Below are 22,707 nucleotides of genomic sequence, written 5' to 3'. Positions count from 1 at the left end.
AAAAATGAGCAAGAAGTTTGCGTTGAATGTTGCAAGTGCCGGTCTGGCGATGGCGGCGGCCCTGGTGGCCACGCCGGTGATCGCCCAACAAAAGTTTGTGACCATAGGCACAGGCGGTGTGACTGGCGTGTATTACGCCGCGGGTGGCGCGATCTGTCGCCTGGTCAACAAGGACCGCGCCAAACACGGCATCCGCTGCTCGGTCGAGTCCACCGGCGGTTCGGTTTTCAACGTCAACACCATCAAGGCCGGCGAGCTGGATTTCGGCTTCACCCAGTCAGATGTTCAATACAACGCCGTCAAGGGTGCGGGTCAATACAAGGACGCGGCCTACACCGACCTGCGTGCGGTCTTTGCCGTGCACCCTGAACCCTTCACCGTGGTGGCGCGCAAGGAAGCCAGCATCGGCAAGTTCGAGGACTTCAAGGGCAAACGTTTCAACGTCGGCAACCCCGGCTCGGGCACACGTTCGTCCATGGAAGAGTTGCTGGGCGGCATGGGTTGGAAGCTGGGCGATTTTTCGCTGGCCTCCGAGCTGAAAGCCGACGAACATGGCCCGGCCCTGTGTGACGGCAAGATCGACGGGTTTTATTACGCGGTCGGCCATCCCTCGGCCAACATCCAGGACCCGACCACCTCGTGCGGCGCCAAGTTGGTGTCGCTGAGCGGCCCGGTGGTGGACAAGCTGGTGGCCGACAAACCGTATTACGCCAAGGTCACCATCCCCGGCGGCCTGTACCCGAACAACCCGCAGCCGACCAACACCTACGGCGTGCTGGCCACGGTGGTGGCTTCCAGCAAAACACCGGCGGAGACGGTCTATCAGGTCACCAAGTCCCTGTTTGAAAACTTTGACGAGTTCAAGAAGTTGCACCCGGCACTGGCCAACCTGAACCCGCAGAACATGGTCAAGGACGGCCTGAGCGCACCGCTGCATGACGGTGCCGCGCGTTATTACAAGGAAAAAGGCTGGATCAAATAAACACCTTCCGGTGTAGAGGGAAAGGGGTCAGGAGCGTGATGTTGCCTGGCCTTTTTTTTTAGAAGAACAAATAACAACTCTGGAAGGCCTGCGATGGCGCAACTCGAAAAACACTCGGCCCAAGAACTCGACCAGCTGGTCAAGGAAGCTGACCTGGGCGGGCGCGAGCCCGGCGGAAAAATTGGCAAAGGTCTGGCCATGCTGGCCGGCGCCTGGTCGCTGTTCCAGCTTTGGTATGCCTCGCCGCTGCCGTTTATGCTGGGCTTCGGCATCCTCAACGACACCGAGGCGCGCGCCATCCATCTGGCGTTTGCGATCTTCCTGGCCTTTTGCGCGTTTCCGGCCTTCAAACATTCCTCGCGCAGCGTCATTCCCTGGTCGGACTGGCTGCTGGCGCTGGTCGGTGCTTTTTGCGGCGCCTACCTGTTCCTGTTTTACAACCAGCTGGCCCTGCGGCCGGGTGCTCCCACCACGATGGACATCGTGATCGGTGTGACCGGCGTGGCCGTGATGCTGGAGGCCACACGCCGCGCCATGGGTTTTGGCATGTTGGTGACCACCGGCGTGTTCATGGCTTTTGTGTTCCTGGGCCCACACATGCCCGAGGTTTTGCAACACCGCGGCGCCTCGCTGTCGCGTTTTATCTCGCACATGTGGCTGACCACCGAAGGTGTTTATGGCGTGGCGCTGGGTGTGTCGGTGCAGTTTATTTTCCTGTTTGTGTTGTTCGGCACCTTGCTGGATATTGCCGGTGCCGGCAACTACATGTTGCAGGTGTCACTCGCCACCCTGGGTCATTTGCGCGGCGGGCCGGCCAAGGTGGCGGTGGTGTCGTCTGCGCTGAACGGCATTGTGTCGGGCTCGTCGGTGTCCAACGTGGTGTCGGGCGGCATCTTCACGATACCGCTGATGAAACGCACGGGTTATTCGGGCGTGAAAGCCGGGGCGATTGAAGCGGCCTCGTCGGTCAACGGCCAGATCATGCCGCCTGTGATGGGGGCGGCGGCTTTCCTGATGGTCGAATACGTGGGCATTCCGTATTCGGAAATCATCAAACATGCGGCGCTGCCGGCCCTCATTTCTTATGTGGCGCTGTTTTACATCGTGCACCTGGAAGCGCTCAAATACGACCTGAAACCGCTGGTGCGCGAACGCCAGCCGACCTGGCGCGAACGCTTGCTGGGCTGGGCGCTGGGCCTGTCCGGCACCACGATTGCTTGCGCTGCGATTTATTACACGATCACCGCCGTGCAATACCTCGCGGGCGGCGCCGCGGGCTGGGCACTGGCCGTGCTGGCGGCCGTGGCTTATGTGGTGCTGATGGCGTATTCCTCACGATACCCGGACATCGCGGTGGACGACCCGCTGGCCAAGGAGGTCAAGCTGCCGCTGCCCTGGCCCACGGTGCGTGCCGGCCTGCATTTTTTCATTCCGGTCACGGTCTTGTTGTGGTGCCTGATGGCCGAAGAGTTGTCGCCCGGGCTCTCGGCTTTCTGGGCCACGGCCACCGTCATGGTGATGGTGGTGATGCAGCCTTTCATGTTGTCCGTCTTCCGGCCCGACGGCAAGGCCGAGGCGGCCTTGTCTTCGCTCAAGCGTGGTGTGGCCGATCTGTGGCGCGGCCTGGTGCTGGGCGCGCGCAACATGATTGGCATAGGCGTGGCCTGCGCCAGTGCCGGCCTGATCGTTGGTGTCATCACGCTGACCGGCATGGGGCTGATGATGACCGACTTTGTCGAGCTGGTCTCGGCGGGCAATGTGCTGGTGATGCTGCTATTGACGGCGGCGATCTGCCTGGTCATAGGCGCGGGGGTGCCGACCACGGCCAACTACATCCTGGTGGCGACCTTGATGGCGCCGGTGATTGTTGAACTGGGTGCGCGCAGCGGCCTGGTGATTCCGCTGATCGCGGTGCACATGTTTGTGTTTTATTTCGGCATCCTGGCCGACGTGACGCCGCCCGTGGGCCTGGCCTCTTATGCGGCGGCTGCGATTTCGGGCGAAGACCCGAATGCCACCGGCTGGCAGGCCACTTGGTACAGCTTGCGCACCACGGTCCTGCCGTTTGTGTTTATTTTCAACCCGCAGATTTTGCTGATTGGCCTGGGCTCCTGGGTGGATGTGGTGCTGGTCTGCACCACAGCGGTGGCTGCCTCGTTGCTGTTTGCCGCCGCCACCATGAAGTGGTTTCGCACGCGCTGCACCTGGCCCGAGGTGGCGGTGTTGCTGCTGGCCACTTTTCTGTTTTTCCGGCCGGATTGGGTGGTGGACCAGTTCGCGCCCAAATACGTCTCGGCGCCGGCCTCCGACATCTACCAGGTGGCCGACGGACTGCGTGCCGACGAGTGGCTGGTGGTAGGTATTGCCGGCGAAACCCTGAATGGCGAGCCGCAAACCAAAACCGTGGCCTTGCCCATGGGCGAGGGCGCGACCGGCCGCGAGCGTCTGCGCGATGGTGGGGTGACCCTGAGCCAGCTTGGCACAGAGCTGGAAGTGGCGGCCGTCAAGTTTGGCAGCCGCGCGAAAAAGCTGGGTGTCGAGCAGGGTTACAAGGTGGTGGAACTCAAGCTGCCCAATCCGTCGCGGCCTTCGACCCACTGGGTGTTTATTCCGGCAGCGTTGCTGGCCTGGGGCGTGTGGTGGATGCAGGGGTTGCGCCTGCGTCGCCGGCCTGTGAAGTTGTCATTGCGGACCTGACCTACCATCCCGCTGGAGCGGTTGGTGCGGGCTTGGTGCGGGCTTGGTGCGGCCAGGCGCCCGGATCGCGTCCGGAATGAGATCGGTTGAGGTTTGAAAACTATCCGGCCATACAAGGCTGCGCGCGGTGTTTGCCCAGTGTGGCCCAGGTCAACACCCCCGCGATCAGCGCGCCAGCGGCCATGCCCATGACCATGGGCAGGGGTTTGCCGTCGGTGAACAGGCCGACGACGCCCATCATCACGGCACCGATCAACATCTGCAGGGTGCCCAGCAAGGCTGACGCGGTGCCTGCAATGCTGCCGTGTTTTTCCAGCGCCAGCACGGAGGTGGTCGGAATGACCAGGCCCATGAAGGCACTGGCGATGAAATACAGAACGACCAGCACCGACAGCCGGTCGCCGCCCGCCAGGTAATAAGAGAACATCGCCAGCATCACGAGGCCACAGGCACTCACGCCGGCTTTGACCACACGCACGATCCCAAAGCGTTCGCACAAGGCGCTGTTGAGTTGTGCAGCACCGAAGAAGGCTGCCGCGTTGATACCGAAAGCCACGCTGTAAAGCGTTGGCGAGAGACCGTAGTGGTCGATCATCACAAAGGGCGAGTTGGCCAGGTAGATGAAAAATCCGGCCATCGCAAAGCTGCCGATCAGGACCAGGCCCATGTAGTGCCCGTCGCGCAGCAGCAGCGCATAGGCGCGCAAGGCGCTGCCCAGGTTGCTTTCGACGCGCTCTTCGGCCGGTCGCGTTTCCTTGACCATGGTGGCGATCATCGCCAGGCCTGCCAGCGCCGCCAGGGTCACGGCCCAGAACACGCCACGCCAGTTGGTGACGGCAATCACCGCGCTACCGACCAGCGGTGCCAGGATGGGCGACACGCTGAAGACCAGCATCAGCAGGGACATCAGCCGCGTCGCGTCATTGCCGGTGTGCAGGTCGCGCACCACGGCGCGCGGAATCGCCATGCCGGCGGCGGCACCCAGGCCCTGCACGAAGCGCAGCGCGATCAGGGTCTGGATGTCAGTGGCCAGGGCGCAGCCGACGCTGGCCACGGCAAACAGCAGCAGCCCGAAAAACAGCGGCGGCTTGCGCCCCACCATGTCCGATACCGGCCCGTAGAACAGCTGGCCGATGCCGAGCGCAATGAAAAAGGCCGTCAGGCTCATTTGAACGCTGCCAATGTCCGCGCCCAGACTTTGGCCGATGGCCGGCAACGCCGGAAGATACATGTCGATGGCGAACGGGCCGATGGCCGATAACAGGCCCAGCACCAGGGCAATCTTGAAAAAACGGGAGTTCATCGCCGCGATTGTCGCAAGCTTGCGATAACCGTGTTGCGGTGCAGCAATGCTGGCTGTGTTAACTGTGGCGGACAGCGAGGCCGGAGACCAGCTCAAGACGGTGCAAAAGCTTGCCTGGCAAGCTGTGTAGCTGCTTTTATGAGTGAAATCGGCCTCTAGCCCTTGATCGACGGGCGCAAGCAGCTATTAAAAACAGAGCGTTTTATGAATCGACCGAAGCGCTCCAGCGGTCGCCCCAGTTTTTGTCCTGGGCTTTCTCCAGGTCACGGCGGTCGCGTTTGGTCGGGCGGCCGTGTTCTATGCTGCTGGCCGGTTCGTGGTTCAGCCGGCGCTGTTCGGCCGCCGCCTCGCGCAGGCGCAGGCTGTCCGCGGTTTCTTCGTAAAGCTGTTGCGCCACCGGCGCGGCGCCGCGCTGCTGGCTCAAGCCCTTGACCACCACGGTACGCGTGATCGGGCCTTGCCGCATGGCCACGCTGTCACCGACCTTGATGTCGCGGGCCGGTTTGGCCTCCTGGCCGTTGACCGCGACGCGGCCCTTGCTGATTTCCTCGCTGGCAAGTGAGCGGGTTTTGTAAAACCTCGCGGCCCAAAGCCATTTGTCAAGACGCATCCGGGAACTCCCCTGCGGTGCTTTTGCCAGCCCGCAGCTGTTGATCAAGACGTGTTTTTTTCATCAAGCATCATTGTGTACCAGAGGCAAACGCACGATGGCGTCCAGCCCGACGATACGCCCATGGTCTTCGCGGTTTTCCAGGAGAATGGTGCCGCCCAGCGCATGGGTGATTTCGCGGCAGATCGCCAGGCCCAGGCCCGAGCCCTGGCGCACGTCGCCGGCGGAAAAAGGTTCGTACAGGCGCGCGGCCAGCTCGGCGCTGATGCCCGGCCCGCTGTCGCTGACGGTCAACGCCGCGTAGGACGTATCGGTGACCAGACGCACCGTGAGGGTGCCGCCGCGCGGCGTGTATTTGATGGCGTTGTGCAAGAGGTTGCGCGCCAGCTCGCGCAGCATCCAGTCGTGCGCGCGCACCTGGGCCGGCATGGTGCTGATTTCAAAATCCAGGTCCTGTTCGGCCAGCAGCGGGGAGATGTCGATCACGATGGAGCGCAGCAGCTCGGGCCAGTCCTGCGGCTGGGCATCGGTCTGCAGGCGCAGCTGTTCGACCTTGGCCAGCGCCAGCATCTGGTTGGCCAGCAGGGTGGCACGTTCGACCGTGTCGGCGATTTCGCGCAGCGCCTGGCGCGGCGCCACGTCGCCGCGCTGGGCCGACTGCACCTGCGTCTTGAGCACGGCCAACGGCGTGCGCAACTGGTGCGAGGCGTCACGCACAAAACGTTTCTGGTGCCCGATCAGGGCCTGCAGGCGTTGCATCACCTGGTTGGTGGCGTCTATCAGCGGCAACAGCTCGCGCGGCGCGTCGGGCGCGGCCACCGGGGTCAGGTCGCCTTCGGGCCGCGCCTGCAGCTCCTCGCTGAGCCGGCGCACCGGGCGTGTGGCGCGTTGCACCACCACAATCACCACCAGCGCGATCACACCAATCAGCAAGGCCTGGCGCCACAAGGTGTCAAACAAGACCTTGCGCGCCAGGGTCTGGCGCAGCTCCAGGGTTTCGGCGACTTGCACCACCGCCATGCCGCGGCCGCGCGCGCTGGCCACCGGCTGCAGCAAGACCGCCACACGCACCTCGTCGCCGCGGAAAAAGTCGTCGTAAAACGCCACCAACGCGGCATAGGCGCCCTGGTTGGGAATGCTGCCGCGCCAGAAGGGCAACTCGCCAAAACCGGAAATCACCTCGCCCTGCAGGTTGGAGACGCGGTAGACCAGCTGGCTGCGGTTGTCGGCTTCAAAGGCCTCCAGCGCCGAATAAGGGACGGTGGCACGGAGCACCGACGAGTCGTCGTAACCTTCGACATCCAGCTGCTCACCAATGGTTTTGGCCGAGGCCAGTAGTGTGCGGTCGTAAGCGGTGTTGACGGCCGCCAGCGTTTGCCGATAGAGGCTGACGGTGTTGATCACGATCAGCAGGCTGATGGGCAGCAGGATGCCGATCAGCAAATACCTTCTGAGGGACATGACCCCGGCAGGGCGTGCCGTTGCTGCGACGGCGTGCTTAGTCATCGGTCTTGAGCAGGTAGCCCAGGCCGCGCAAGGTCATCAGGGTCACGCCGGTGTGTGCCAGTTTTTTGCGCAGGCGGTAGACCACGACTTCAATCGCTTCGTATTGCACATCGGTCTGGCCGGGAAACACCAGGTCGAACAGTTTTTCCTTGGTCACGGCATGGCCGCGTTTTTCCAGCAGCGCCTTGAGCAAGGCCAGCTCGCGCGGAGGGAGGTCCAGCACCTGGTCCCGGTAGTAGATCGCACCACTCTCTTTTTCATAGCTGATGGCGCCCGCTGAATATGGGCTGGAGGTCGATTCGACCACGGATCCCGGGCGACGCCGATGCAGGGCGCGCAGGCGCGCTTCAAGTTCGTCGAGATCAAACGGCTTGGGCAGGTAGTCGTCAGCGCCGGTGTTCAGGCCGATGATGCGGTCGCCCACGGTGCCGCGCGCGGTCAGGATCAGCACCGGTGTGTCCAGGCCGCTGCGCCTGGCCTGTTCCAGCACCTGCAGGCCATCCAGACCTGGCAGGGTCAGGTCCAGCAGGATCACGTCAAAAGTGGATGCCTGCCATTTTTCCAGCGCCTGCCGGCCGTCGCCGCAGGCCTCGATCTGGAGGCCGCGACGCCCCAGCGACCGGACCAGGGTTGTGCGCATGGCGGCATCGTCTTCGACCAAAAGCAGTTTCATGGGCAGCACATTAGCACTTTCCCCAATGCCTGGGACAGCTGTTTGACAGGCAAGCGGCGCATGATGCACGGGTTAGATAAAACTCCAGGAGACTTTTATGCGTCGTGATACCTTTCTCAAATCCATGGCCGCTCTGGCTGCCGCTGGCGCCTTGCCGCTGTCGGCCCTGGCGGCGGCCAATGTCAAGATGATGATTCCCGCCAACCCCGGCGGCGGCTGGGACACCACCGGCCGCGCCCTGGGCAAGGCGCTGCAGGAGTCCGGCGCGGCCTCCACCGTGACCTACGACAACAAGGGCGGTGCCGCCGGCGCGCTGGGCCTGGCCCAGTTCATCAATGGCAGCAAGAACGACCCGAACGCGCTGATGGTCATGGGCGCCGTGATGCTGGGCGGCATCATCACCGGCAAACCGCCGGTCAACCTGAGCCAGGCCACGCCGATTGCCCGCATCACCAGCGAATACAACGTGTTTGTGTTGCCGGCCAACTCGCCGTTCAAGACCATGGCCGACGTCGTCGCCCAGCTCAAGAAAGACCCCGGCAGTGTCAAGTGGGGCGGCGGTTCACGCGGCTCCACCGAACACATCGCCGCGGCCATGATTGCACGCGAGGTGGGTGTGGACCCGGCCAAGATCAATTACGTGGCCTTCCGTGGCGGCGGTGAGGCGATTGCGGCCATCCTGGGCGGCAACGTCACCATAGGCGGCAGCGGTTACAGCGAGTTTGCCGAATACATTTCCACCGGCAAGATGCGCCCGCTGGCCGTCACGTCCGACACCCGCCTCAAGGGTGTCAACGTTCCCACGCTGAAAGAGCAGGGCATCAACGTCGCCATCGGCAACTGGCGCGGTGTGTATGGCGCGCCCGGCATCACCGCCGCGCAGCGCAAGGAACTGACCGACATGGTGCTCAAGGCCCTGAAGTCCAAGGCCTGGGCCGAGGCGCTGGAGAAAAACAGCTGGACGCCGGCGGTCATCACCGGTGCCGACTTCGAGAAATTCGTTGACGACGATTTCGCCAGCCTGCGCGCCACCATGGTCAAGTCGGGCATGGTCTAAGGACCTCAGCCTGTCATGGCGGGCTGGACCCGCCATGCATGTCTCCGGCTTCAGGGCCGAAATCAACGCGGCATGGATCCCGGACCGGGTCCGGGATGACAGACTGTTTTTAATCGGGAAAAAATAATGACACAACAAGCCCTATCCCCCGCACACAAACGTTCGCAGACCCTGGTCGGCGGCGGTGTGGCGCTGCTGGGCCTTGGCCTGGCCTTTGGTGCGATCAGCATCCCCTCGGCCGCCGGTTATGCCGGTGTCGGCCCCAATTTTTTACCCTGGGTGGTGGCGCTGGCCTTGCTGGTCTGCGGCGGCTTTCTGGTGTGGGAAGCATTGAGCGGCGGCTTCCGTGAGATGGAGCCGGCCAGCGAAGGTGTACAGGCCTACTGGCCGGGTTTTGTCTGGGTCTCGGCCGGCCTGCTGGCCAATGCGGCCCTGATCACCAGCATCGGTTTTATCCTGAGCTGCACCTTGTGTTTTGTGCTGGCGGTGCAGGGTTTGCGCGGCGCCGAAGGCCATGCCGGTGTGGACCCCAAGGTCTGGCTGAAAAACGTCGTGATCGGTTTGCTGATTTCTGCGCCCGTGTACTGGGCATTTACACAATTCCTGGCGATCAACCTGCCGGGCCTGACTTCCACCGGGTGGCTTTAAATGGATATCTTCAACCAGCTCCTGCAGGGCTTTATCACCGCGGCCACACCGATCAACCTGCTCTGGTGTTTTGTCGGTTGCGCCCTGGGCACTGCCGTGGGTGTGTTGCCCGGTATCGGCCCGGCCGTGGCCGTGGCCATGTTGCTGCCCATCACGGTCAAGGTCGAGGCCACGGCCTCCATGATCTTTTTTGCCGGCATTTATTACGGCGCCATGTATGGCGGCTCCACCACCTCGATCTTGCTGAACACGCCGGGTGAAACGGCGAGCATGGTCACGGCCATGGAGGGCAACAAGATGGCCAAAAGCGGGCGCGCCGGTGCGGCGCTGGCCACGGCGGCCATAGGTTCGTTTGTGGCGGGATCAATCGCCACCGTGATCGTCACGCTGTTTGCACCCATCGTGGCGGAATTTGCCGTCAAGCTGGGCCCGCCTGAATATTTCATGCTGATGCTGCTGGCCTTCACCACCGTGAGTGCGGTGCTGGGCAAAAGCGAGGTGCGCGGCCTCACGGCCTTGTTTGTTGGTCTGGCGGCCGGGCTGGTGGGTCTGGATCAGATCACCGGCCAGGCGCGTTACACCGGCGGTGTGCCTGAAATGCTGGACGGCATCGAGATTGTGCTGGTCGCGGTGGGTCTGTTTGCGGTGGCCGAAGCCATGCACGCGGTCTTGTACGAAGGCAAGGTGGATGAGTCGCAGAACAAGCTCAGCAAGGTGCACATGACCAAGCGCGACTGGCGCCGTTCCTGGCCTGCCTGGCTGCGCGGCACGGCGATTGGTGTGCCTTTTGGCTGCATCCCGGCCGGCGGCACCGAGATCCCGACCTTCCTCAGCTACGCGGCCGAGAAAAAACTCGCCAAAGACAATTCAGAGTTCGGCAACCAGGGCGCGATCGAAGGTGTGGCCGGCCCCGAGGCGGCCAATAACGCCACCGTGACGGCGGCCATGATTCCGCTGCTGACGCTGGGCATCCCGACGTCGAACACCACGGCCATTTTGCTCGGTGCTTTCCAGAACTACGGCATCCAGCCGGGGCCGCAACTGTTCACGTCCTCGTCGGCGCTGGTGTGGGCCTTGATTGCGTCGCTTTACATCGGCAACGTCATGCTGCTGGTGCTCAACCTGCCCATGGTGGGCCTGTGGGTCAAGCTGCTGAAAATCCCCAAGCCTTACCTCTACGCCGGCATCCTGATTTTCGCGACCGTCGGTGTGTATGGCATGCGGCAAAGCGCTTTTGATCTGTTCCTGCTCTACGCCATCGGCGTGCTGGGTGTGGTGATGCGGCGTTTTGATTTCCCGACTGCCCCCGTGATTGTCGGCATGATCCTCGGCCCGCTGGCCGAAGCGCAGCTGCGCAACGCGATGTCCATCGGCGAGGGCAGTGCCCTGGTGTTTTTGCAGCGGCCCATGTCGGTGACCTTGCTGGTCATCGTGGTGGCCGTGCTGGTGTTGCCGCGTCTGGTGGCGTCCATGCGCAAGCGGCGCCTGAAGGGCCAGCTGCCCGCCTGAGCGCGCCGCTGCGCGTTACCATCGGCGCATGCACCCCACCGACACCACGCCGCATGGCCTGCCGCGCGATGCCCAGAGTATTCTGGAGCTGGCCGCGCGGTCCATGTTCCAGCTTTTTTCCAGCATCAGCCAGGGCATGTTCCTGGTGGACAGAACCGGCCGCATCGTCTGGGTCAATGAAGGCTACAAGCGGTTTCTGCCGGCGCTTGGATTTTCCTCGGTCGATCAGTTTGTCGGCCACATGGTCGAAGAGGTGATCCCCAACACCCAGATGCGGCGCGTGCTGGAAACCGGCGAGCCTTTCCTGATCGACTTGCTGACCAACCGCGCCGGCACCTTTGTGGTCAGCCGCATTCCCCTGCGTGATGAAAGCGGCGGCGACGTGATTGGCGCCATCGGCATCGTGTTGTTTGACCACCCCGAAACCACCTTGCAGCCGCTGATCAGCAAGTTCGCCTTGTTGCACCGCGACCTGGACGACGCCCGCCGCGAGCTGGCCAGCCAGCGCCTGCAGCAGCCGGGCCAGCGCCAGTCCAAATACACGTTCGCCAGTTTTGTCGGCACCAGCCCGGCCGCGGTCGAGGTCAAGCGCCAGGCGCGGCGCGCCGCACAAACCTCCAGCCCGGTCTTGCTGCTGGGTGAAACCGGTACCGGCAAGGAATTGCTGGCCCATGCCATCCATGCCAGCTCCAGCCGGGCACGCGGCCCCTTCATCAGTGTCAATATCGCGGCCGTGCCCGATACCTTGCTGGAAGCCGAGTTTTTCGGCGTGGCGCCGGGTGCGTATACCGGCGCCGACCGCAAGGGCCGCGACGGCAAGTTCAAGCTGGCCGACGGCGGCACCTTGTTTCTCGACGAGATCGGCGACATGCCGCAGGCGCTGCAGGCCAAGTTGCTGCGCGCCTTGCAGGAGGGCGAGATTGAACCGCTGGGCTCGAACAAGCTGCTGCCGTTTGATGCACGCCTGATCGCCGCAACCTCGCGCGACCTGGCCACGCTGGTGCGCGAAGGCAAATTCCGCGAAGACCTGTTTTACCGGCTCAACGTCCTGCCGGTGCGTGTGCCGCCGCTGCGCGAACGCCGCTCAGATATTCCGGCCCTGCTGGAAATACTGGGTGAAGAAATGGCGTTACGCAGCGGTGATCGGCAGCCCGAACTGGCGCCCGATGCGCTGGCCTTGTTGTCGGCCCAGACCTGGCGCGGCAATATCCGCGAGCTACGCAATGTGCTGGAGCAGGCGGTGATGCGCAGCGATTCCCAAAACATAGGTCGTGCCCAGTTCGAGGAAGTGCTGAAAGAGGCTGGCATCGAACGCATTGCGCCGGAGGCGGCTGAGGCGCTGGATGGCCCCGACGCGGCGGCCTCAGACCCGCTGCGCCCGCTGGCCGAACAGGTGGCGCAGGTCGAGAGGCGCGCGATTGCCGCCGCCATGGCGGCGACCGGCGGCAACAAGCTGGCGGCCTCTCGGCTGCTGGGAATTTCGCGTGCCAAGCTGTATGAACGTCTGGATAACCCTGCATTAAAATAATGCAATTGTCTAAAAACAAGACAATAAAATTGTCTAAAAATAATACAAACCTCCGGAGCTAGTAAAAAAACCTATAGATATCAACAATGTACGGCTGGCACGACATGTGCAATCATGGTGCACAGCCCACAACAGGAGACATTCCATGCATCGTCGCACCTTGATCGCCCTCAGCGCGGTCGCCACCGCCCTGATTTCCACCGCCGCCTTCAGCCAGTCGGCGGGTGAAGTCCGCATCGCCCACATTTACAGCAAGACCGGCCCGCTCGAGGCTTATGGCAAACAAACCGCTACCGGTTTCATGATGGGCCTGGACTACGCCACTGGCGGCACCATGACCGTGGCCGGCAAAAAAATCGTCGTGATTGAAAAAGACGACCAGGGCAAGCCTGACCTGGGCAAGTCGCTGCTGGCCGCCGCTTATTCGGACGACAAGGCGGACATCGCCGTCGGCCCGACCGCTTCCGGTGTGGCGCTGGCCATGTTGCCTGTGGCTGAAGAATACAAAAAAATTCTGCTGGTCGAGCCCGCCGTGGCTGACTCCATCACCGGCGACAAATGGAACAAATACATCTTCCGCACCGGCCGCAACAGCAGCCAGGACGCGATCTCCAACGCCGTGGCGGTGGACAAGGCCGGCGTGACACTGGCCACGCTGGCGCAGGACAATGCTTTCGGCCGTGACGGCGTGAAGGCCTTCAAGGACTCGGTCAAAAAAGCCAAGCTGGTGCACGAAGAATACCTGCCGGCCGCCACCACCGACTTCACCGCCGGTGCGCAGCGCCTGATCGACAAGCTGAAAGACCAGCCGGGCCGCAAGATCATCTGGATCGTCTGGGCCGGTGCCGGCAACCCGTTCAAGATCGCCGACATGGACTTGAAGCGTTATGGCATCGAGATCGCCACGGGCGGCAACATCCTGCCGGCCATGACCAGCTACAAAAACTTCCCCGGCATGGAAGGCGCGGCGTATTACTACTTCGGCATTCCGAAAAATCCGATCAACGACGCCATGGTCGCCCAGCATTACAAGCAGTTCAAGACACCGCCTGACTTCTTCACCGCCGGTGGTTTCTCCGCCGCGATGGCCGTCGTCACCGCGCTGAAAAACAGCAAGGGCGACGCCAGCGCCAACACGCTGATCAAGACCATGGAAGGCATGAGTTTTGACACCCCCAAAGGCAAGATGACTTTCCGCAAGGAAGACCATCAGGCCATGCAAAGCATGTACCACTTCAAGATCAAGGTCGACCCGGCTTTTGCCTGGGGCGTGCCTGAACTGGTGCGCGAGATCAAGCCCGAAGAGATGAACGTTCCTATCCGCAACAAACGCTAAACAGCGTGCTCGGCTACTGCGCGCGCCGATAGCGGCGTTGCGCAGTGCTCGGACTCCTCACGTACCTGAGTACGTTCCGGTTCCTGCGCGCTGTGCGCCTTGCTCTCGACCCGCTCGCTACGCCACTCCCGCTGTTTTAGGGGAGCTCAAGAAATATGCTTCAAACAAACGAACTCACGGTCCGCTTCGGTGGCCATGTGGCGGTGAATGCTGTCAGCTGCAGTTTTGCGCCTGGCACCCTGACCGCCATTGTTGGCCCCAACGGTGCCGGCAAGACCACCTATTTCAACCTGATCTCGGGTCAGTTGCCGGCCAGCAGTGGCACGGTCACGCTCAACGGTGAGGATCTCTCCGGCAAAAGCGCTTCGGCACGTACACGTGCCGGCCTGGGCCGGGCTTTTCAGCTGACCAATCTCTTCCCCAACCTGACAGTGCTGGAAAACGTGCGTCTGGCGGTGCAGGCGACAAGGCATGGCGCACACCGCCATGGCCTGAACCTGTGGAGCATCTGGAGCGACCACAAGGCGCTGGTGCAACGCGCCGAAGAAATCCTGAACGTGGTGGCCATGAACGACAAGGCCGACATGCCGGTGGCCAGCCTGCCGCATGGCGACCAGCGCAAGCTGGAAGTCGCCTTGTTGATGGCGCTGGAGTCGCAGGTTTTTATGTTCGACGAACCCACCGCCGGCATGAGCACCGACGAAGCGCCCGTCATTCTCAATTTGATCCGCCAGCTCAAGCAGGACAAGACCAAAACAATTTTGCTGGTGGAGCACAAGATGGATGTGGTGCGTGAACTGGCCGATCGCATCATCGTGTTGCACAACGGCACGCTGGTGGCCGACGGCGAACCGGCCGAGGTGATTGCCTCGCCGGTGGTGCAAGAGGCTTACCTGGGTGTGGCTCCGGTGCAGGCAGGAGAAGCAGCATGAGTAACCTTTTGACGCTTGAGGGCGTGCACACCCATATTGGCGCGTACCACATCCTGCATGGGGTGGATCTCGCCATCCCGCGCGGGCAACTCACCATGCTGCTGGGCCGCAATGGCGCCGGCAAAACCACCACGCTGCGCACCATCATGGGTTTGTGGCAGGCCTCGCAAGGCCGGGTCAGCTTTGACGGCCGCGACATCACAGCACTGAACACGCCGGATATTGCCGCTCTCAACATCGCCTACGTGCCCGAAAACATGGGCATCTTCTCTGATCTCACGGTCAAGGAAAACATGTTGCTGGCCGCACGCAAAGCCAGCCGGGCCAGCCAGATGGATGAGGCCCGGCTCAAGTGGATTTTTTCGCTGTTTCCCGCAGTCGAAAAATTCTGGAACCACCCGGCCGGCAAACTGTCGGGCGGGCAAAAACAAATGCTGGCCGTGGCTCGAGCCATTGTCGAGCCGCGTGAACTGCTGATTGTGGATGAGCCCAGCAAGGGCCTGGCCCCGGCCATCATCAACAACATGATCGACGCCTTTGCGCAGCTCAAGGCCAGCGGCGCCACGATTTTGCTGGTCGAACAAAACATCAATTTCGCCAAACGCCTGGGTGACACCGTGGCCGTGATGGACAACGGCCGTGTGGTGCATGCCGGGTCCATGAAAGAACTGGCTGAAGACGCGGCGCTTCAGCAATCCCTGCTTGGATTGGCATTATGAAAACAGATTTCGACTGGAAACCCCTGGCCTTGGTGCCTTTGCTGGCCGTGGGCGTGTTGCCCTTTATCGGTTCCGGCTCCACCTGGCTGACACTGACCGTGGCCGGCCTGGCCATGGGCATGATCATCTTCATCATTGCTTCGGGCCTGACCCTGGTCTTTGGCCTGATGGACGTGCTGAATTTCGGCCATGGTGTGTTTATCGCACTGGGCGCTTTTGTGGCCACCAGTGTGTTGGGTGCGATGAGCGACTGGACCGGCTCGCAAGAGTTGTGGCGCAACCTGGTGGCCGTGTTGCCGGCCATGCTGATCGCCATGCTGGTGTCGGCGGCCGTGGGCCTGGCGTTTGAACGTTACATCGTGCGGCCGGTGTATGGCCAGCATTTGAAGCAGATTCTGATCACCATGGGCGGCATGATCATCGGCGAAGAGCTGATCAAGGTGATCTGGGGCCCGGCGCAAATTGCGCTGCCGCTGCCCGAAGCCATGCGTGGCGCGGTGCTGGTCGGTGATGCGGCGATTGAAAAATACCGGCTGATTGCAGTGGTGGTGGGGCTGGTGGTGTTTGCACTGCTGGTCTGGACGCTGAGCCGCACCAAGATTGGCCTTCTGATCCGTGCCGGTGTGCAGGACCGCGAGATGGTCGAGTCGCTGGGTTACCGCATCCGGCGTCTGTTTGTCGGCGTGTTTGTGGTCGGCAGTGCGCTGGCCGGTCTGGGTGGTGTGATGTGGGGCATGTACCAGCAAAACGTGATTCCGCAAATGGGTGCGCAGGTCAACGTGCTGATTTTTATCGTCATCATCATTGGCGGACTGGGTTCCACCGGCGGTGCGCTGATAGGCGCTTTGCTGGTCGGCCTGATGGCCAATTACACCGGCTTTCTGGTGCCCAAGGTGGCGCTGTTTTCCAACATCGTGCTGATGGCCGCCGTCTTGCTCTGGCGGCCCCAGGGCATTTACCCCGTGACCAACCGCTGAGGACAGACCCATGAACAAGATCCTCACCCGTCTGCTGTCCAACGATTTTCCGCGCAACCGCGTGCTGGCCGTGATTTTGATCGGCCTGTTGCTGGCGCTGGCTTTTGCGCCTTTCCTGTTTCCCGGTGTCAAGGCGCTCAATGTGGCGGCCAAGGTGCTGGTGTTTGTGGTGCTGGTGGCCAGTTTTGATTTGCTGCTGGGCTACACCGGCATTGTCAGTTTTGCGCACACCATGTTTTTCGGCATTGGGGCTTACGGCATCGCCATTGCCACCACCCGACTGGGCGCGACCTGGGAGGCGCTGGCCGTGGGCCTGCTGTGTTCACTGGCCTTGTCTTTTGTGTTGTCGCTGGCGGTGGGCCTGTTTTCACTGCGGGTCAAGGCCATCTTTTTTGCCATGATCACGCTGGCCGTGGCCTCGGCCTTCCAGACCCTGGCCTCGCAGCTGTCGGAGTTCACAGGCGGCGAAGACGGTTTGACCTTCAAGGTGCCCGAACTGCTGTCGCCCAGCATGGAGTTTTTCGAGCAGCCTTTCATGGGTGTGTCCATAGACGGCAGGCTGCTGTGTTATTACCTGCTGTTTGTGCTTGCACTGGTGCTGGTGCTGAGCCTGCTGCGCATCGTCAATTCGCCTTTTGGCCGCGTGTTGCAGGCGATTCGTGAAAACGAATTTCGCGCCGAAGCCATCGGTTACCGCGTGGTGGTCTACCGCACCACCTCCAGCATTTTGTCGGCGCTGTTTGCCACGGTGGCCGGTGCCATGCTGGCGCTCTGGTTGCGTTACAACGGGCCGGACACCTCGCTGTCGTTTGAAATCATGATCGATGTGTTGCTGATTGTCGTGATAGGCGGCATGGGCACGATTTACGGCGCGGCCATTGGCGCGGCGCTGTTCCTGGTGGCGCAGAGCTACCTGCAGGACTTGCTGCGTCTGGGCAGCGAAGCTGCCGCCAGCCTGCCGTGGCTGGCCGCCTTGTTGTCGCCGGACCGCTGGCTGCTCTGGCTGGGCCTGCTGTTTGTGTTGTCGGTTTATTACTTTCCCACCGGTGTGGTGGGGCGGCTGCGCGCCGTCAGTGTCAAGGGATAACGAGGGATGCACCGCATTTCAACGCCTGGACACAGGCACCACCAGCAGGAGACAGGACATGAAGAAAATCTTCAGGACATGGACCCGACAGACGGCCGCGGCATTGGTGTGGTGGGGGCTGGCAGGGCTTGCCAACGCGGCTGAGCTGGTGATTGGCCAGGTGGCGCCGCTTTCGGGCGTACTGGCCAGCACCGGGCAACAAATGGTGGTGGGCGGCAAGATTTATTTCGACCACATCAATGCGCAGGGCGGTATCCATGGCGCGAAGATCCGGCACGAGGTGCTGGACGACGGCTACAAAGTGCCTGAGACCGTTCGCCTGACCCGGGAGCTGCTGGCCAGACCCGAGGTGCTGGCGCTGTTCGGTTTTGCCGGCACCGCCAACGTCACGCAGCTGCTGAGCGATGGTGTGCTGGAGGCCGGCGGCGCCGCGCTGGTCGCGCCTTACACCGGCGGCGAGTCCTTACGCAAACCTTTTAATCCCTGGATTTTTCATGTACGTGCCGGTTATGCCGACGAAACCGAACACATGGTCCAGCAGGTCACCACGCTGGGCATGCGCCGCATTGCCGTGATGTACCAGGACGATGGTTTTGGCAAAGCCGGCCTGCTGGGTGTTGAAAACGCCCTGGCCAAACGCAATCTGAAGCTGTCCGTGGCGGCCGGCTATGAACGCAACACCGACAAAGTGGAAGACGCCGTCCAAAAGATCAAGGCCTCGGATGCGCAGGCAATCATCATGATCTCTATCAACAAACCAACGGCCGCGTTTGTGAAGCAGTACCGCGAAAGCGGTGGCGGGGCGCAGTTGTACAACATCTCGGTGGTGGACCCGGCCGAGCTGGTCAAGCTGGCCGGCCTGAAAAATGCCCACGGCCTGGGCATCAGCCAGGTGGTGCCTTACCCCTACCTGCCCAACACGCCGGTGGTGCGTGAGTACCAGGCGCTGCTGAAAAAATACGCGCCCACGGAACTTGTCAACTACACCAGCTTTGAAGAGTTTGTCGGTGCCAAGGTGCTGGTCGAAGCCCTGCGCCGTGCCGGCCCGAACCCGACACGAGCCAAGGTGCTCAAGACCCTGGAAAACATGGGCAGTTACGACACCGGCGGCATCACCCTCAGTTATTCGCCCAGCAACCGCATCGGCTCGCGTTATGTCGAAGTGACGGTGATCGGCAGCACCGGCAAGTTGCTGAAATAAGCGCTGCATCGCCTTCCAAAATAATTCATCACAGAGAGACCCGCTTCATGTCCTTCACATCCCACTACTTGACCTGCGCAGGGCGGGAAATCCATTACACCGAATGGGGTGCTGAGCACAGCGCCACCGTCATCGCCTGGCACGGGCTGGCCCGTACCGGACGTGACATGGATGAACTGGCGGCCCATCTGAGCACGCGTTACCGCGTGATTTGCCCCGACACGATTGGGCGCGGCCTGAGCCAGTGGAGCCCGGACCCGAAAAACGAATACCGGCTGTCGTTTTACGCGCGGATTGCGGCCGATCTCTGCGACCAGCTGAAGATTGCCAAAGCGCACTGGGTGGGCACCTCCATGGGGGGCGCCATAGGCACGGTCTGCGCGTCCGGCCTGTTCGAGCCTTCCATGAAGCCGCGTATCCAGAGCCTGGTGCTGAATGACACGGCGCCCAAAATTGCCGATGCCGCGATAGAACGTATTCGCTCCTACGCCGGCAACCCGCCCGCGTTTCACACCATGCGGGAGCTGGAAGCGTTTCTTAGGCAGGTCTACAAGCCCTATGGCTGGCTCAGCTGCAGCCAATGGCGACGTATGGCGGAGACCTCCATGCGCCGTTTACCCGACGGCCGTGTGACGACACACTATGACCCGGCGATGGTGCAGCAGTTTTCCTACCACCCCGACGACTACCTGATCTGGGACCATTACGACGCGCTCACTGTTCCTGTTTTGTGCCTGCGCGGCGCCGAGTCCGACCTGGTGTTGCGTGAAACCACGGCTGAAATGTTGACACGCGGGCCAGGCGCTGCCGGGTTGACACAGGTGGTCGAGATCGAAGGCTGCGGTCATGCGCCAGCGCTGAATGTGCCGGATCAGCTGGAGCTGGTGGCAGCGTTTATTGATGCCGCACAAGCGGCTTGATTCGCTACTGTATTCATAGCTGGTAGCGACCGATGTATAAGGGCTGGAAGCCGATTTGATGCATAAGTGCGAGGGAAAGCCTGGTTTTGCCTTGCCCTGGCGGCTCAGGCTTCGTCGATGTAGCCTCGCTTGAAAGCCAGCGCCTGGTCTTCAAAAATCGCCATGGCGGTGCTCATGCGCTTGAAGCCGAACTTGCGATAAAAAGGCTCTTTGCCTGGCACGGCGTAGAGGATGATTTTTTTGTGGCCGCGGGACAGCTCCACCAGCCGGTTGACGATCTCTTTGCCCAAGCCTATGCCCTGGTGACTGGGCAACACGGCCACATCGCAGATGTAAGAACAATCCACGCCATCGGCCAGTGCCCGGCCCACACCAACCAGCTTGCCGTCTTCGTAAGCGAAACACTTGAACAGGCTGTTGGTGAATGCGGTTTTCAGCCCGGCAGGGTTTTTTTTGCCAAGGGGCGCTGCGTGGTAGAGGGCGGTGAGTTCGTCCCAGTCAATGTTGTCGAGCTGGTGGGTCCAGGTGAGCGGCATGTTGTTCTTTTGACGGAGTTAAGCCATATCAAGGAATGAGTTCAGGGGCGCGAGCCGCTGCTCGGCGAAGCGTCCCCTGGAACCTTGGATTGGGCATCATTTGTCCGTACCTTTTCCAGAAGTTCCTTGACCACCGGTAGCATTCTCTCGGCCGCGATTTTGTAGCCTTTGGCGGTGAGATGCATGTCATCGTTTTGACTGTCATCGGGCGCCATTCGGTAGATTGGCATCATGGTCCGTATCCCAAATTTTTTCGCATATTCGCGCTGTGCGGCATTTCCGGACAACAAGACGAGTATTTTTCTATCGAGCAATGTTTGTACGATTGTTTCGATATTCTCTTTGCTATCGTTAAATTGGATGGCCTTTTTTTTTGTTGACTACATCATTTCCACCTGGCTGAAAAATGACAATTCGCGTCCCATTTGGAATAGCTGAGTTAAGGTGACTGAGTTCCTCAGAGGTCGTCTGTCCATTGGTCCCTTCATTCTTGATCACTACGTCGTATCCAGCAGCTCTTAGCATGACCTCCAGTTGAGCGGGATAAGCTTCTGAGCGGCTCAAATTCTTGCCGAAGGTATTGCTGCCACCAAAGGCAACAATTTGAATAGGTTCAGCTTGGGACACGCCGAAAAACAGTGTGCCAACAAGGAAAATAGCGATGCGGATCATGATGGGCTCCAAACTAAGATGATGATGTCCAACGTCATGTATAGCTCACACTCTGAGGGCATAATTTGGCTCCCCAAGATGGGGTGGAGTCTTTGTCAGGCGTGCGTTTTTTTGTGCATGGTGGATTCGTTTCAGTTCAATAAATTAACCGCCAAAACACCGAACGATACTAGGTCGCAAGCGGATCTCATAACATATTCCAAATGGGTGGATGTCAGAAATGCGGCGGAAGATCATCCCGCAAGCTGCGGACCACGCCGCCTCCGCCATCCGCAGGTGCTTGTTGTTTCAGGTCGGTAATCTCGCGAATCAGGGCATCGATTTGTTGCTGTTGCCGCACGATGACGCTGTCGAGTTTGTCCAGCAGGTCTTCGGTGAAGCTGGCTTTGATTTCCAGCTCGGTCAGGCGATGTTCGGTGTTGTGAGCTTGTTCCATGGCGCTATTGGACATGAATCTCAGGACCGGGTCAGCGTGGCGGCGATCAGGGCTTCGTCGAGCACGGCGAAGCTCGTGTTGTGCCTGTCGGTCAGCGGGCCACCGCCGGGCATCAGTTCACCGTTGGGGCCGTAACCAATCGCCTTGAATTTCCAGACCCCGTTGATCAGTTTCAGGTTGCCCACGTGGCCGCCCTGGCGGTCCAGCACTTGGTAGACACCCGCGTTGAGCGGGCTGAGGCTTAGTTCTGGCAAGAGCTGCAACCTTCAAAAATCATTGCTGGGCACCCAGCGTCAACGCCGCCGAACGCGAGGCGGCCAGCGCCTGCGCATCGGGCGCCGCTAGTGTGGGCCAGCCGGCCAGGTGTTGCTGTGCGATGTCATTGAGCGCGCGCAGCCAGTCGGGGCTGTCGTTCAGGCACTCGATGTAATTGAAGGTTTTGCCGCCCGCGCTCATAAAGGCGTGGCGTGCTTCCATGTTGATTTCTTCCAGCGTCTCCAGGCAGTCGCCGGTAAACCCCGGGCACATCACGTCGACACTGTGGGTGCCGGCCCGCGCCATGGCCACCAGCGTGGGTTCGGTGTAGGGCTCCAGCCACTTGGCCTTGCCGAAGCGCGATTGAAAAGTCACAACGTATTGTTCTTTGGCCAGGCCCAGTTGTTCGGCCAGCAGGCGCGCGGTTTTGTGGCATTCGCAGTGGTAGGGGTCGCCCAGGTGCAGGGTGCGTTCGGGCACGCCGTGAAAACTCATCAGCAATTTGTCGGCACGGCCGTTGGCTGCCCAGTGAGCGCGCACACGGGCCGCCAGCGCTGCGATGTAGCCCGGGTGGTCGTGGTAATGGTTGACAAAACGCAGCTCGGGCAGGCGGCGTACCTTGGCTGCCCAGCGGTAGACCGCGTCGAACACGCTGGCGGTGCTGGTGCCGCTGTATTGCGGGTAGGCGGGCAGGATCAGGATGCGGGTGGCGCCTTCGGCCTTGAGCGCGTCGAGTTGCGAGGCGATGGAGGGCTGGCCGTAACGCATGGCGTAACGCACGGCCACCGCATGGCCGCGCTCGCCGAGGTAACCGCGCAGCAGCAGCGCCTGTTTGGCGGTCCAGACTTTCAGCGGTGAGCCTTCCGGCGTCCAGATGCTGGCGTATTTGGCGGCCGACTTTTTGGGGCGGGTGCGCAGGATGATGCCGTGCAGGATCAGCCACCAGATGGCCTTGGGGATTTCAATCACGCGGTGGTCGCTCAGAAACTGTGCGAGGTAGGGGCGCAGCGCCGCGGCGGTGGGGACGTCGGGTGTGCCGAGGTTGCAATACAACACGGCGGTCGCGCTGGCGGCTTGGGCTGGTTGACCGTGTGTAAAGGTGGGTTCGGGAGAAAAAGACATG

Annotated in this window: 23 protein-coding genes; 13 read left to right on the top strand and 10 right to left on the bottom strand. The window is 61.5% G+C overall.

Annotation, left to right across the window (positions count from 1 at the left end; all coding sequences use genetic code 11):
* Positions 1 to 4: 4 nt before the first annotated feature.
* Both ACHMXK_RS15785 and ACHMXK_RS15780 read left to right on the top strand, forming a co-directional pair.
* On the top strand, positions 5 to 982 hold the full coding sequence (locus ACHMXK_RS15785; protein WP_397441489.1) for a TAXI family TRAP transporter solute-binding subunit: 978 nt from the start codon (positions 5 to 7) through the stop codon (positions 980 to 982).
* A gap of 93 nt (positions 983 to 1,075) precedes the next feature.
* A complete protein-coding gene (locus ACHMXK_RS15780) occupies positions 1,076 to 3,679 on the top strand; it encodes a TRAP transporter permease (RefSeq protein WP_397441488.1) in 2,604 nt (867 codons plus the stop codon).
* Between the two features lie 100 nt (positions 3,680 to 3,779).
* Here ACHMXK_RS15780 and ACHMXK_RS15775 read toward each other — a convergent pair whose 3' ends face one another.
* The 4 genes from ACHMXK_RS15775 to ACHMXK_RS15760 all read right to left on the bottom strand — a co-directional run bounded on the left by ACHMXK_RS15775 (position 3,780) and on the right by ACHMXK_RS15760 (position 7,771).
* The gene (locus ACHMXK_RS15775; RefSeq protein WP_397441487.1) at positions 3,780 to 4,982 is read right to left on the bottom strand and encodes a multidrug effflux MFS transporter; all 1,203 of its coding nucleotides are present in this window, start codon (positions 4,980 to 4,982) and stop codon (positions 3,780 to 3,782) included.
* 202 nt (positions 4,983 to 5,184) lie between these two features.
* Positions 5,185 to 5,592, bottom strand: a complete 408-nt coding sequence (locus ACHMXK_RS15770; protein WP_397441486.1) for an RNA-binding S4 domain-containing protein — start codon at positions 5,590 to 5,592, stop codon at positions 5,185 to 5,187.
* Between the two features lie 63 nt (positions 5,593 to 5,655).
* The gene (locus tag ACHMXK_RS15765) at positions 5,656 to 7,053 is read right to left on the bottom strand and encodes a sensor histidine kinase (protein ID WP_397441485.1); all 1,398 of its coding nucleotides are present in this window, start codon (positions 7,051 to 7,053) and stop codon (positions 5,656 to 5,658) included.
* 37 nt (positions 7,054 to 7,090) lie between these two features.
* Entirely contained in the window at positions 7,091 to 7,771 is a 681-nt protein-coding gene (locus ACHMXK_RS15760) for a response regulator (protein WP_397441484.1), read from the bottom strand.
* A gap of 97 nt (positions 7,772 to 7,868) precedes the next feature.
* Between ACHMXK_RS15760 and ACHMXK_RS15755 the strand changes: the two genes are divergently transcribed.
* The 11 genes from ACHMXK_RS15755 (at position 7,869) to ACHMXK_RS15705 (ending at position 19,685) form a co-directional block, all read left to right on the top strand.
* Positions 7,869 to 8,828, top strand: coding sequence for a Bug family tripartite tricarboxylate transporter substrate binding protein (locus ACHMXK_RS15755; RefSeq protein WP_397441483.1), 960 nt, complete (start codon positions 7,869 to 7,871; stop codon positions 8,826 to 8,828).
* A 126-nt stretch (positions 8,829 to 8,954) separates the two neighbouring features.
* Entirely contained in the window at positions 8,955 to 9,476 is a 522-nt protein-coding gene (locus ACHMXK_RS15750; protein WP_397441482.1) for a tripartite tricarboxylate transporter TctB family protein, read from the top strand.
* Entirely contained in the window at positions 9,477 to 10,985 is a 1,509-nt protein-coding gene (locus tag ACHMXK_RS15745) for a tripartite tricarboxylate transporter permease (RefSeq protein WP_397441481.1), read from the top strand.
* Between the two features lie 28 nt (positions 10,986 to 11,013).
* Positions 11,014 to 12,513 carry a sigma-54 interaction domain-containing protein gene (locus ACHMXK_RS15740; RefSeq protein ID WP_397441480.1) on the top strand — a complete coding sequence of 500 codons (1,500 nt, stop codon included), beginning with the start codon at positions 11,014 to 11,016 and terminating at the stop codon, positions 12,511 to 12,513.
* A gap of 145 nt (positions 12,514 to 12,658) precedes the next feature.
* Positions 12,659 to 13,849 carry a substrate-binding domain-containing protein gene (locus ACHMXK_RS15735; RefSeq protein WP_397441479.1) on the top strand — a complete coding sequence of 397 codons (1,191 nt, stop codon included), beginning with the start codon at positions 12,659 to 12,661 and terminating at the stop codon, positions 13,847 to 13,849.
* Positions 13,850 to 14,004: 155 nt separating this feature from the next.
* The gene (locus ACHMXK_RS15730) at positions 14,005 to 14,781 is read left to right on the top strand and encodes an ABC transporter ATP-binding protein (RefSeq protein WP_397441478.1); all 777 of its coding nucleotides are present in this window, start codon (positions 14,005 to 14,007) and stop codon (positions 14,779 to 14,781) included.
* Positions 14,778 to 15,500, top strand: a complete 723-nt coding sequence (locus ACHMXK_RS15725; RefSeq protein ID WP_397441477.1) for an ABC transporter ATP-binding protein — start codon at positions 14,778 to 14,780, stop codon at positions 15,498 to 15,500. Before ACHMXK_RS15730 ends, ACHMXK_RS15725 begins: the two co-directional genes overlap by 4 nt.
* Complete coding sequence (locus ACHMXK_RS15720; protein WP_397441476.1) at positions 15,497 to 16,477, top strand: branched-chain amino acid ABC transporter permease; 981 nt, start codon at positions 15,497 to 15,499, stop codon at positions 16,475 to 16,477. The genes ACHMXK_RS15725 and ACHMXK_RS15720 overlap by 4 nt, the downstream gene beginning before the upstream one ends.
* A 10-nt stretch (positions 16,478 to 16,487) precedes the next feature.
* On the top strand, positions 16,488 to 17,564 hold the full coding sequence (locus tag ACHMXK_RS15715; protein WP_397441475.1) for a branched-chain amino acid ABC transporter permease: 1,077 nt from the start codon (positions 16,488 to 16,490) through the stop codon (positions 17,562 to 17,564).
* Between the two features lie 58 nt (positions 17,565 to 17,622).
* Positions 17,623 to 18,765, top strand: a complete 1,143-nt coding sequence (locus tag ACHMXK_RS15710; protein WP_397441474.1) for an ABC transporter substrate-binding protein — start codon at positions 17,623 to 17,625, stop codon at positions 18,763 to 18,765.
* A 47-nt stretch (positions 18,766 to 18,812) separates the two neighbouring features.
* Positions 18,813 to 19,685, top strand: a complete 873-nt coding sequence (locus ACHMXK_RS15705; RefSeq protein WP_397441473.1) for an alpha/beta fold hydrolase — start codon at positions 18,813 to 18,815, stop codon at positions 19,683 to 19,685.
* A gap of 104 nt (positions 19,686 to 19,789) precedes the next feature.
* Here the strand turns inward: ACHMXK_RS15705 and ACHMXK_RS15700 are convergent, their stop codons facing one another.
* The 6 genes from ACHMXK_RS15700 to hemH form a co-directional block, all read right to left on the bottom strand.
* Positions 19,790 to 20,221 carry a GNAT family N-acetyltransferase gene (locus ACHMXK_RS15700; protein WP_397441472.1) on the bottom strand — a complete coding sequence of 144 codons (432 nt, stop codon included), beginning with the start codon at positions 20,219 to 20,221 and terminating at the stop codon, positions 19,790 to 19,792.
* Between the two features lie 41 nt (positions 20,222 to 20,262).
* Entirely contained in the window at positions 20,263 to 20,454 is a 192-nt protein-coding gene (locus tag ACHMXK_RS15695; protein ID WP_397441471.1) for a hypothetical protein, read from the bottom strand.
* A 118-nt stretch (positions 20,455 to 20,572) separates the two neighbouring features.
* Positions 20,573 to 20,893, bottom strand: a complete 321-nt coding sequence (locus ACHMXK_RS15690; RefSeq protein ID WP_397441470.1) for an SGNH/GDSL hydrolase family protein — start codon at positions 20,891 to 20,893, stop codon at positions 20,573 to 20,575.
* Between the two features lie 214 nt (positions 20,894 to 21,107).
* Complete coding sequence (locus ACHMXK_RS15685) at positions 21,108 to 21,329, bottom strand: SlyX family protein (RefSeq protein WP_397441469.1); 222 nt, start codon at positions 21,327 to 21,329, stop codon at positions 21,108 to 21,110.
* Positions 21,330 to 21,349: 20 nt separating this feature from the next.
* Positions 21,350 to 21,583, bottom strand: a complete 234-nt coding sequence (locus ACHMXK_RS15680; protein WP_397441468.1) for a hypothetical protein — start codon at positions 21,581 to 21,583, stop codon at positions 21,350 to 21,352.
* Between the two features lie 19 nt (positions 21,584 to 21,602).
* Positions 21,603 to 22,706 carry a ferrochelatase gene (hemH, locus tag ACHMXK_RS15675; RefSeq protein WP_397441467.1) on the bottom strand — a complete coding sequence of 368 codons (1,104 nt, stop codon included), beginning with the start codon at positions 22,704 to 22,706 and terminating at the stop codon, positions 21,603 to 21,605.
* Between the last annotated feature and the right edge of the window lies 1 nt (position 22,707).

Source organism: Polaromonas sp. UC242_47 (genome assembly GCF_044452385.1).
Lineage (GTDB): Bacteria > Pseudomonadota > Gammaproteobacteria > Burkholderiales > Burkholderiaceae_C > Polaromonas.
Note: the sequence above shows the minus strand (reverse complement) of the source record. Positions and strands in the feature narration are given on the sequence as shown.

What these genes read in the sequence shown, in the direction of transcription:
- ACHMXK_RS15785 (WP_397441489.1), top strand. Translation starts at nt 5, where the DNA reads ATGAGCAAGAAGTTTGCGTTGAATGTTGCAAGTGCCGGTCTGGCGATG.
- ACHMXK_RS15780 (WP_397441488.1), top strand. Translation starts at nt 1,076, where the DNA reads ATGGCGCAACTCGAAAAACACTCGGCCCAAGAACTCGACCAGCTGGTC.
- ACHMXK_RS15775 (WP_397441487.1), bottom strand. Translation starts at nt 4,982, where the DNA reads ATGAACTCCCGTTTTTTCAAGATTGCCCTGGTGCTGGGCCTGTTATCG.
- ACHMXK_RS15770 (WP_397441486.1), bottom strand. Translation starts at nt 5,592, where the DNA reads ATGCGTCTTGACAAATGGCTTTGGGCCGCGAGGTTTTACAAAACCCGC.
- ACHMXK_RS15765 (WP_397441485.1), bottom strand. Translation starts at nt 7,053, where the DNA reads ATGTCCCTCAGAAGGTATTTGCTGATCGGCATCCTGCTGCCCATCAGC.
- ACHMXK_RS15760 (WP_397441484.1), bottom strand. Translation starts at nt 7,771, where the DNA reads ATGAAACTGCTTTTGGTCGAAGACGATGCCGCCATGCGCACAACCCTG.
- ACHMXK_RS15755 (WP_397441483.1), top strand. Translation starts at nt 7,869, where the DNA reads ATGCGTCGTGATACCTTTCTCAAATCCATGGCCGCTCTGGCTGCCGCT.
- ACHMXK_RS15750 (WP_397441482.1), top strand. Translation starts at nt 8,955, where the DNA reads ATGACACAACAAGCCCTATCCCCCGCACACAAACGTTCGCAGACCCTG.
- ACHMXK_RS15745 (WP_397441481.1), top strand. Translation starts at nt 9,477, where the DNA reads ATGGATATCTTCAACCAGCTCCTGCAGGGCTTTATCACCGCGGCCACA.
- ACHMXK_RS15740 (WP_397441480.1), top strand. Translation starts at nt 11,014, where the DNA reads ATGCACCCCACCGACACCACGCCGCATGGCCTGCCGCGCGATGCCCAG.
- ACHMXK_RS15735 (WP_397441479.1), top strand. Translation starts at nt 12,659, where the DNA reads ATGCATCGTCGCACCTTGATCGCCCTCAGCGCGGTCGCCACCGCCCTG.
- ACHMXK_RS15730 (WP_397441478.1), top strand. Translation starts at nt 14,005, where the DNA reads ATGCTTCAAACAAACGAACTCACGGTCCGCTTCGGTGGCCATGTGGCG.
- ACHMXK_RS15725 (WP_397441477.1), top strand. Translation starts at nt 14,778, where the DNA reads ATGAGTAACCTTTTGACGCTTGAGGGCGTGCACACCCATATTGGCGCG.
- ACHMXK_RS15720 (WP_397441476.1), top strand. Translation starts at nt 15,497, where the DNA reads ATGAAAACAGATTTCGACTGGAAACCCCTGGCCTTGGTGCCTTTGCTG.
- ACHMXK_RS15715 (WP_397441475.1), top strand. Translation starts at nt 16,488, where the DNA reads ATGAACAAGATCCTCACCCGTCTGCTGTCCAACGATTTTCCGCGCAAC.
- ACHMXK_RS15710 (WP_397441474.1), top strand. Translation starts at nt 17,623, where the DNA reads ATGAAGAAAATCTTCAGGACATGGACCCGACAGACGGCCGCGGCATTG.
- ACHMXK_RS15705 (WP_397441473.1), top strand. Translation starts at nt 18,813, where the DNA reads ATGTCCTTCACATCCCACTACTTGACCTGCGCAGGGCGGGAAATCCAT.
- ACHMXK_RS15700 (WP_397441472.1), bottom strand. Translation starts at nt 20,221, where the DNA reads ATGCCGCTCACCTGGACCCACCAGCTCGACAACATTGACTGGGACGAA.
- ACHMXK_RS15695 (WP_397441471.1), bottom strand. Translation starts at nt 20,454, where the DNA reads ATGATGCCAATCTACCGAATGGCGCCCGATGACAGTCAAAACGATGAC.
- ACHMXK_RS15690 (WP_397441470.1), bottom strand. Translation starts at nt 20,893, where the DNA reads ATGATCCGCATCGCTATTTTCCTTGTTGGCACACTGTTTTTCGGCGTG.
- ACHMXK_RS15685 (WP_397441469.1), bottom strand. Translation starts at nt 21,329, where the DNA reads ATGGAACAAGCTCACAACACCGAACATCGCCTGACCGAGCTGGAAATC.
- hemH (WP_397441467.1), bottom strand. Translation starts at nt 22,706, where the DNA reads ATGTCTTTTTCTCCCGAACCCACCTTTACACACGGTCAACCAGCCCAA.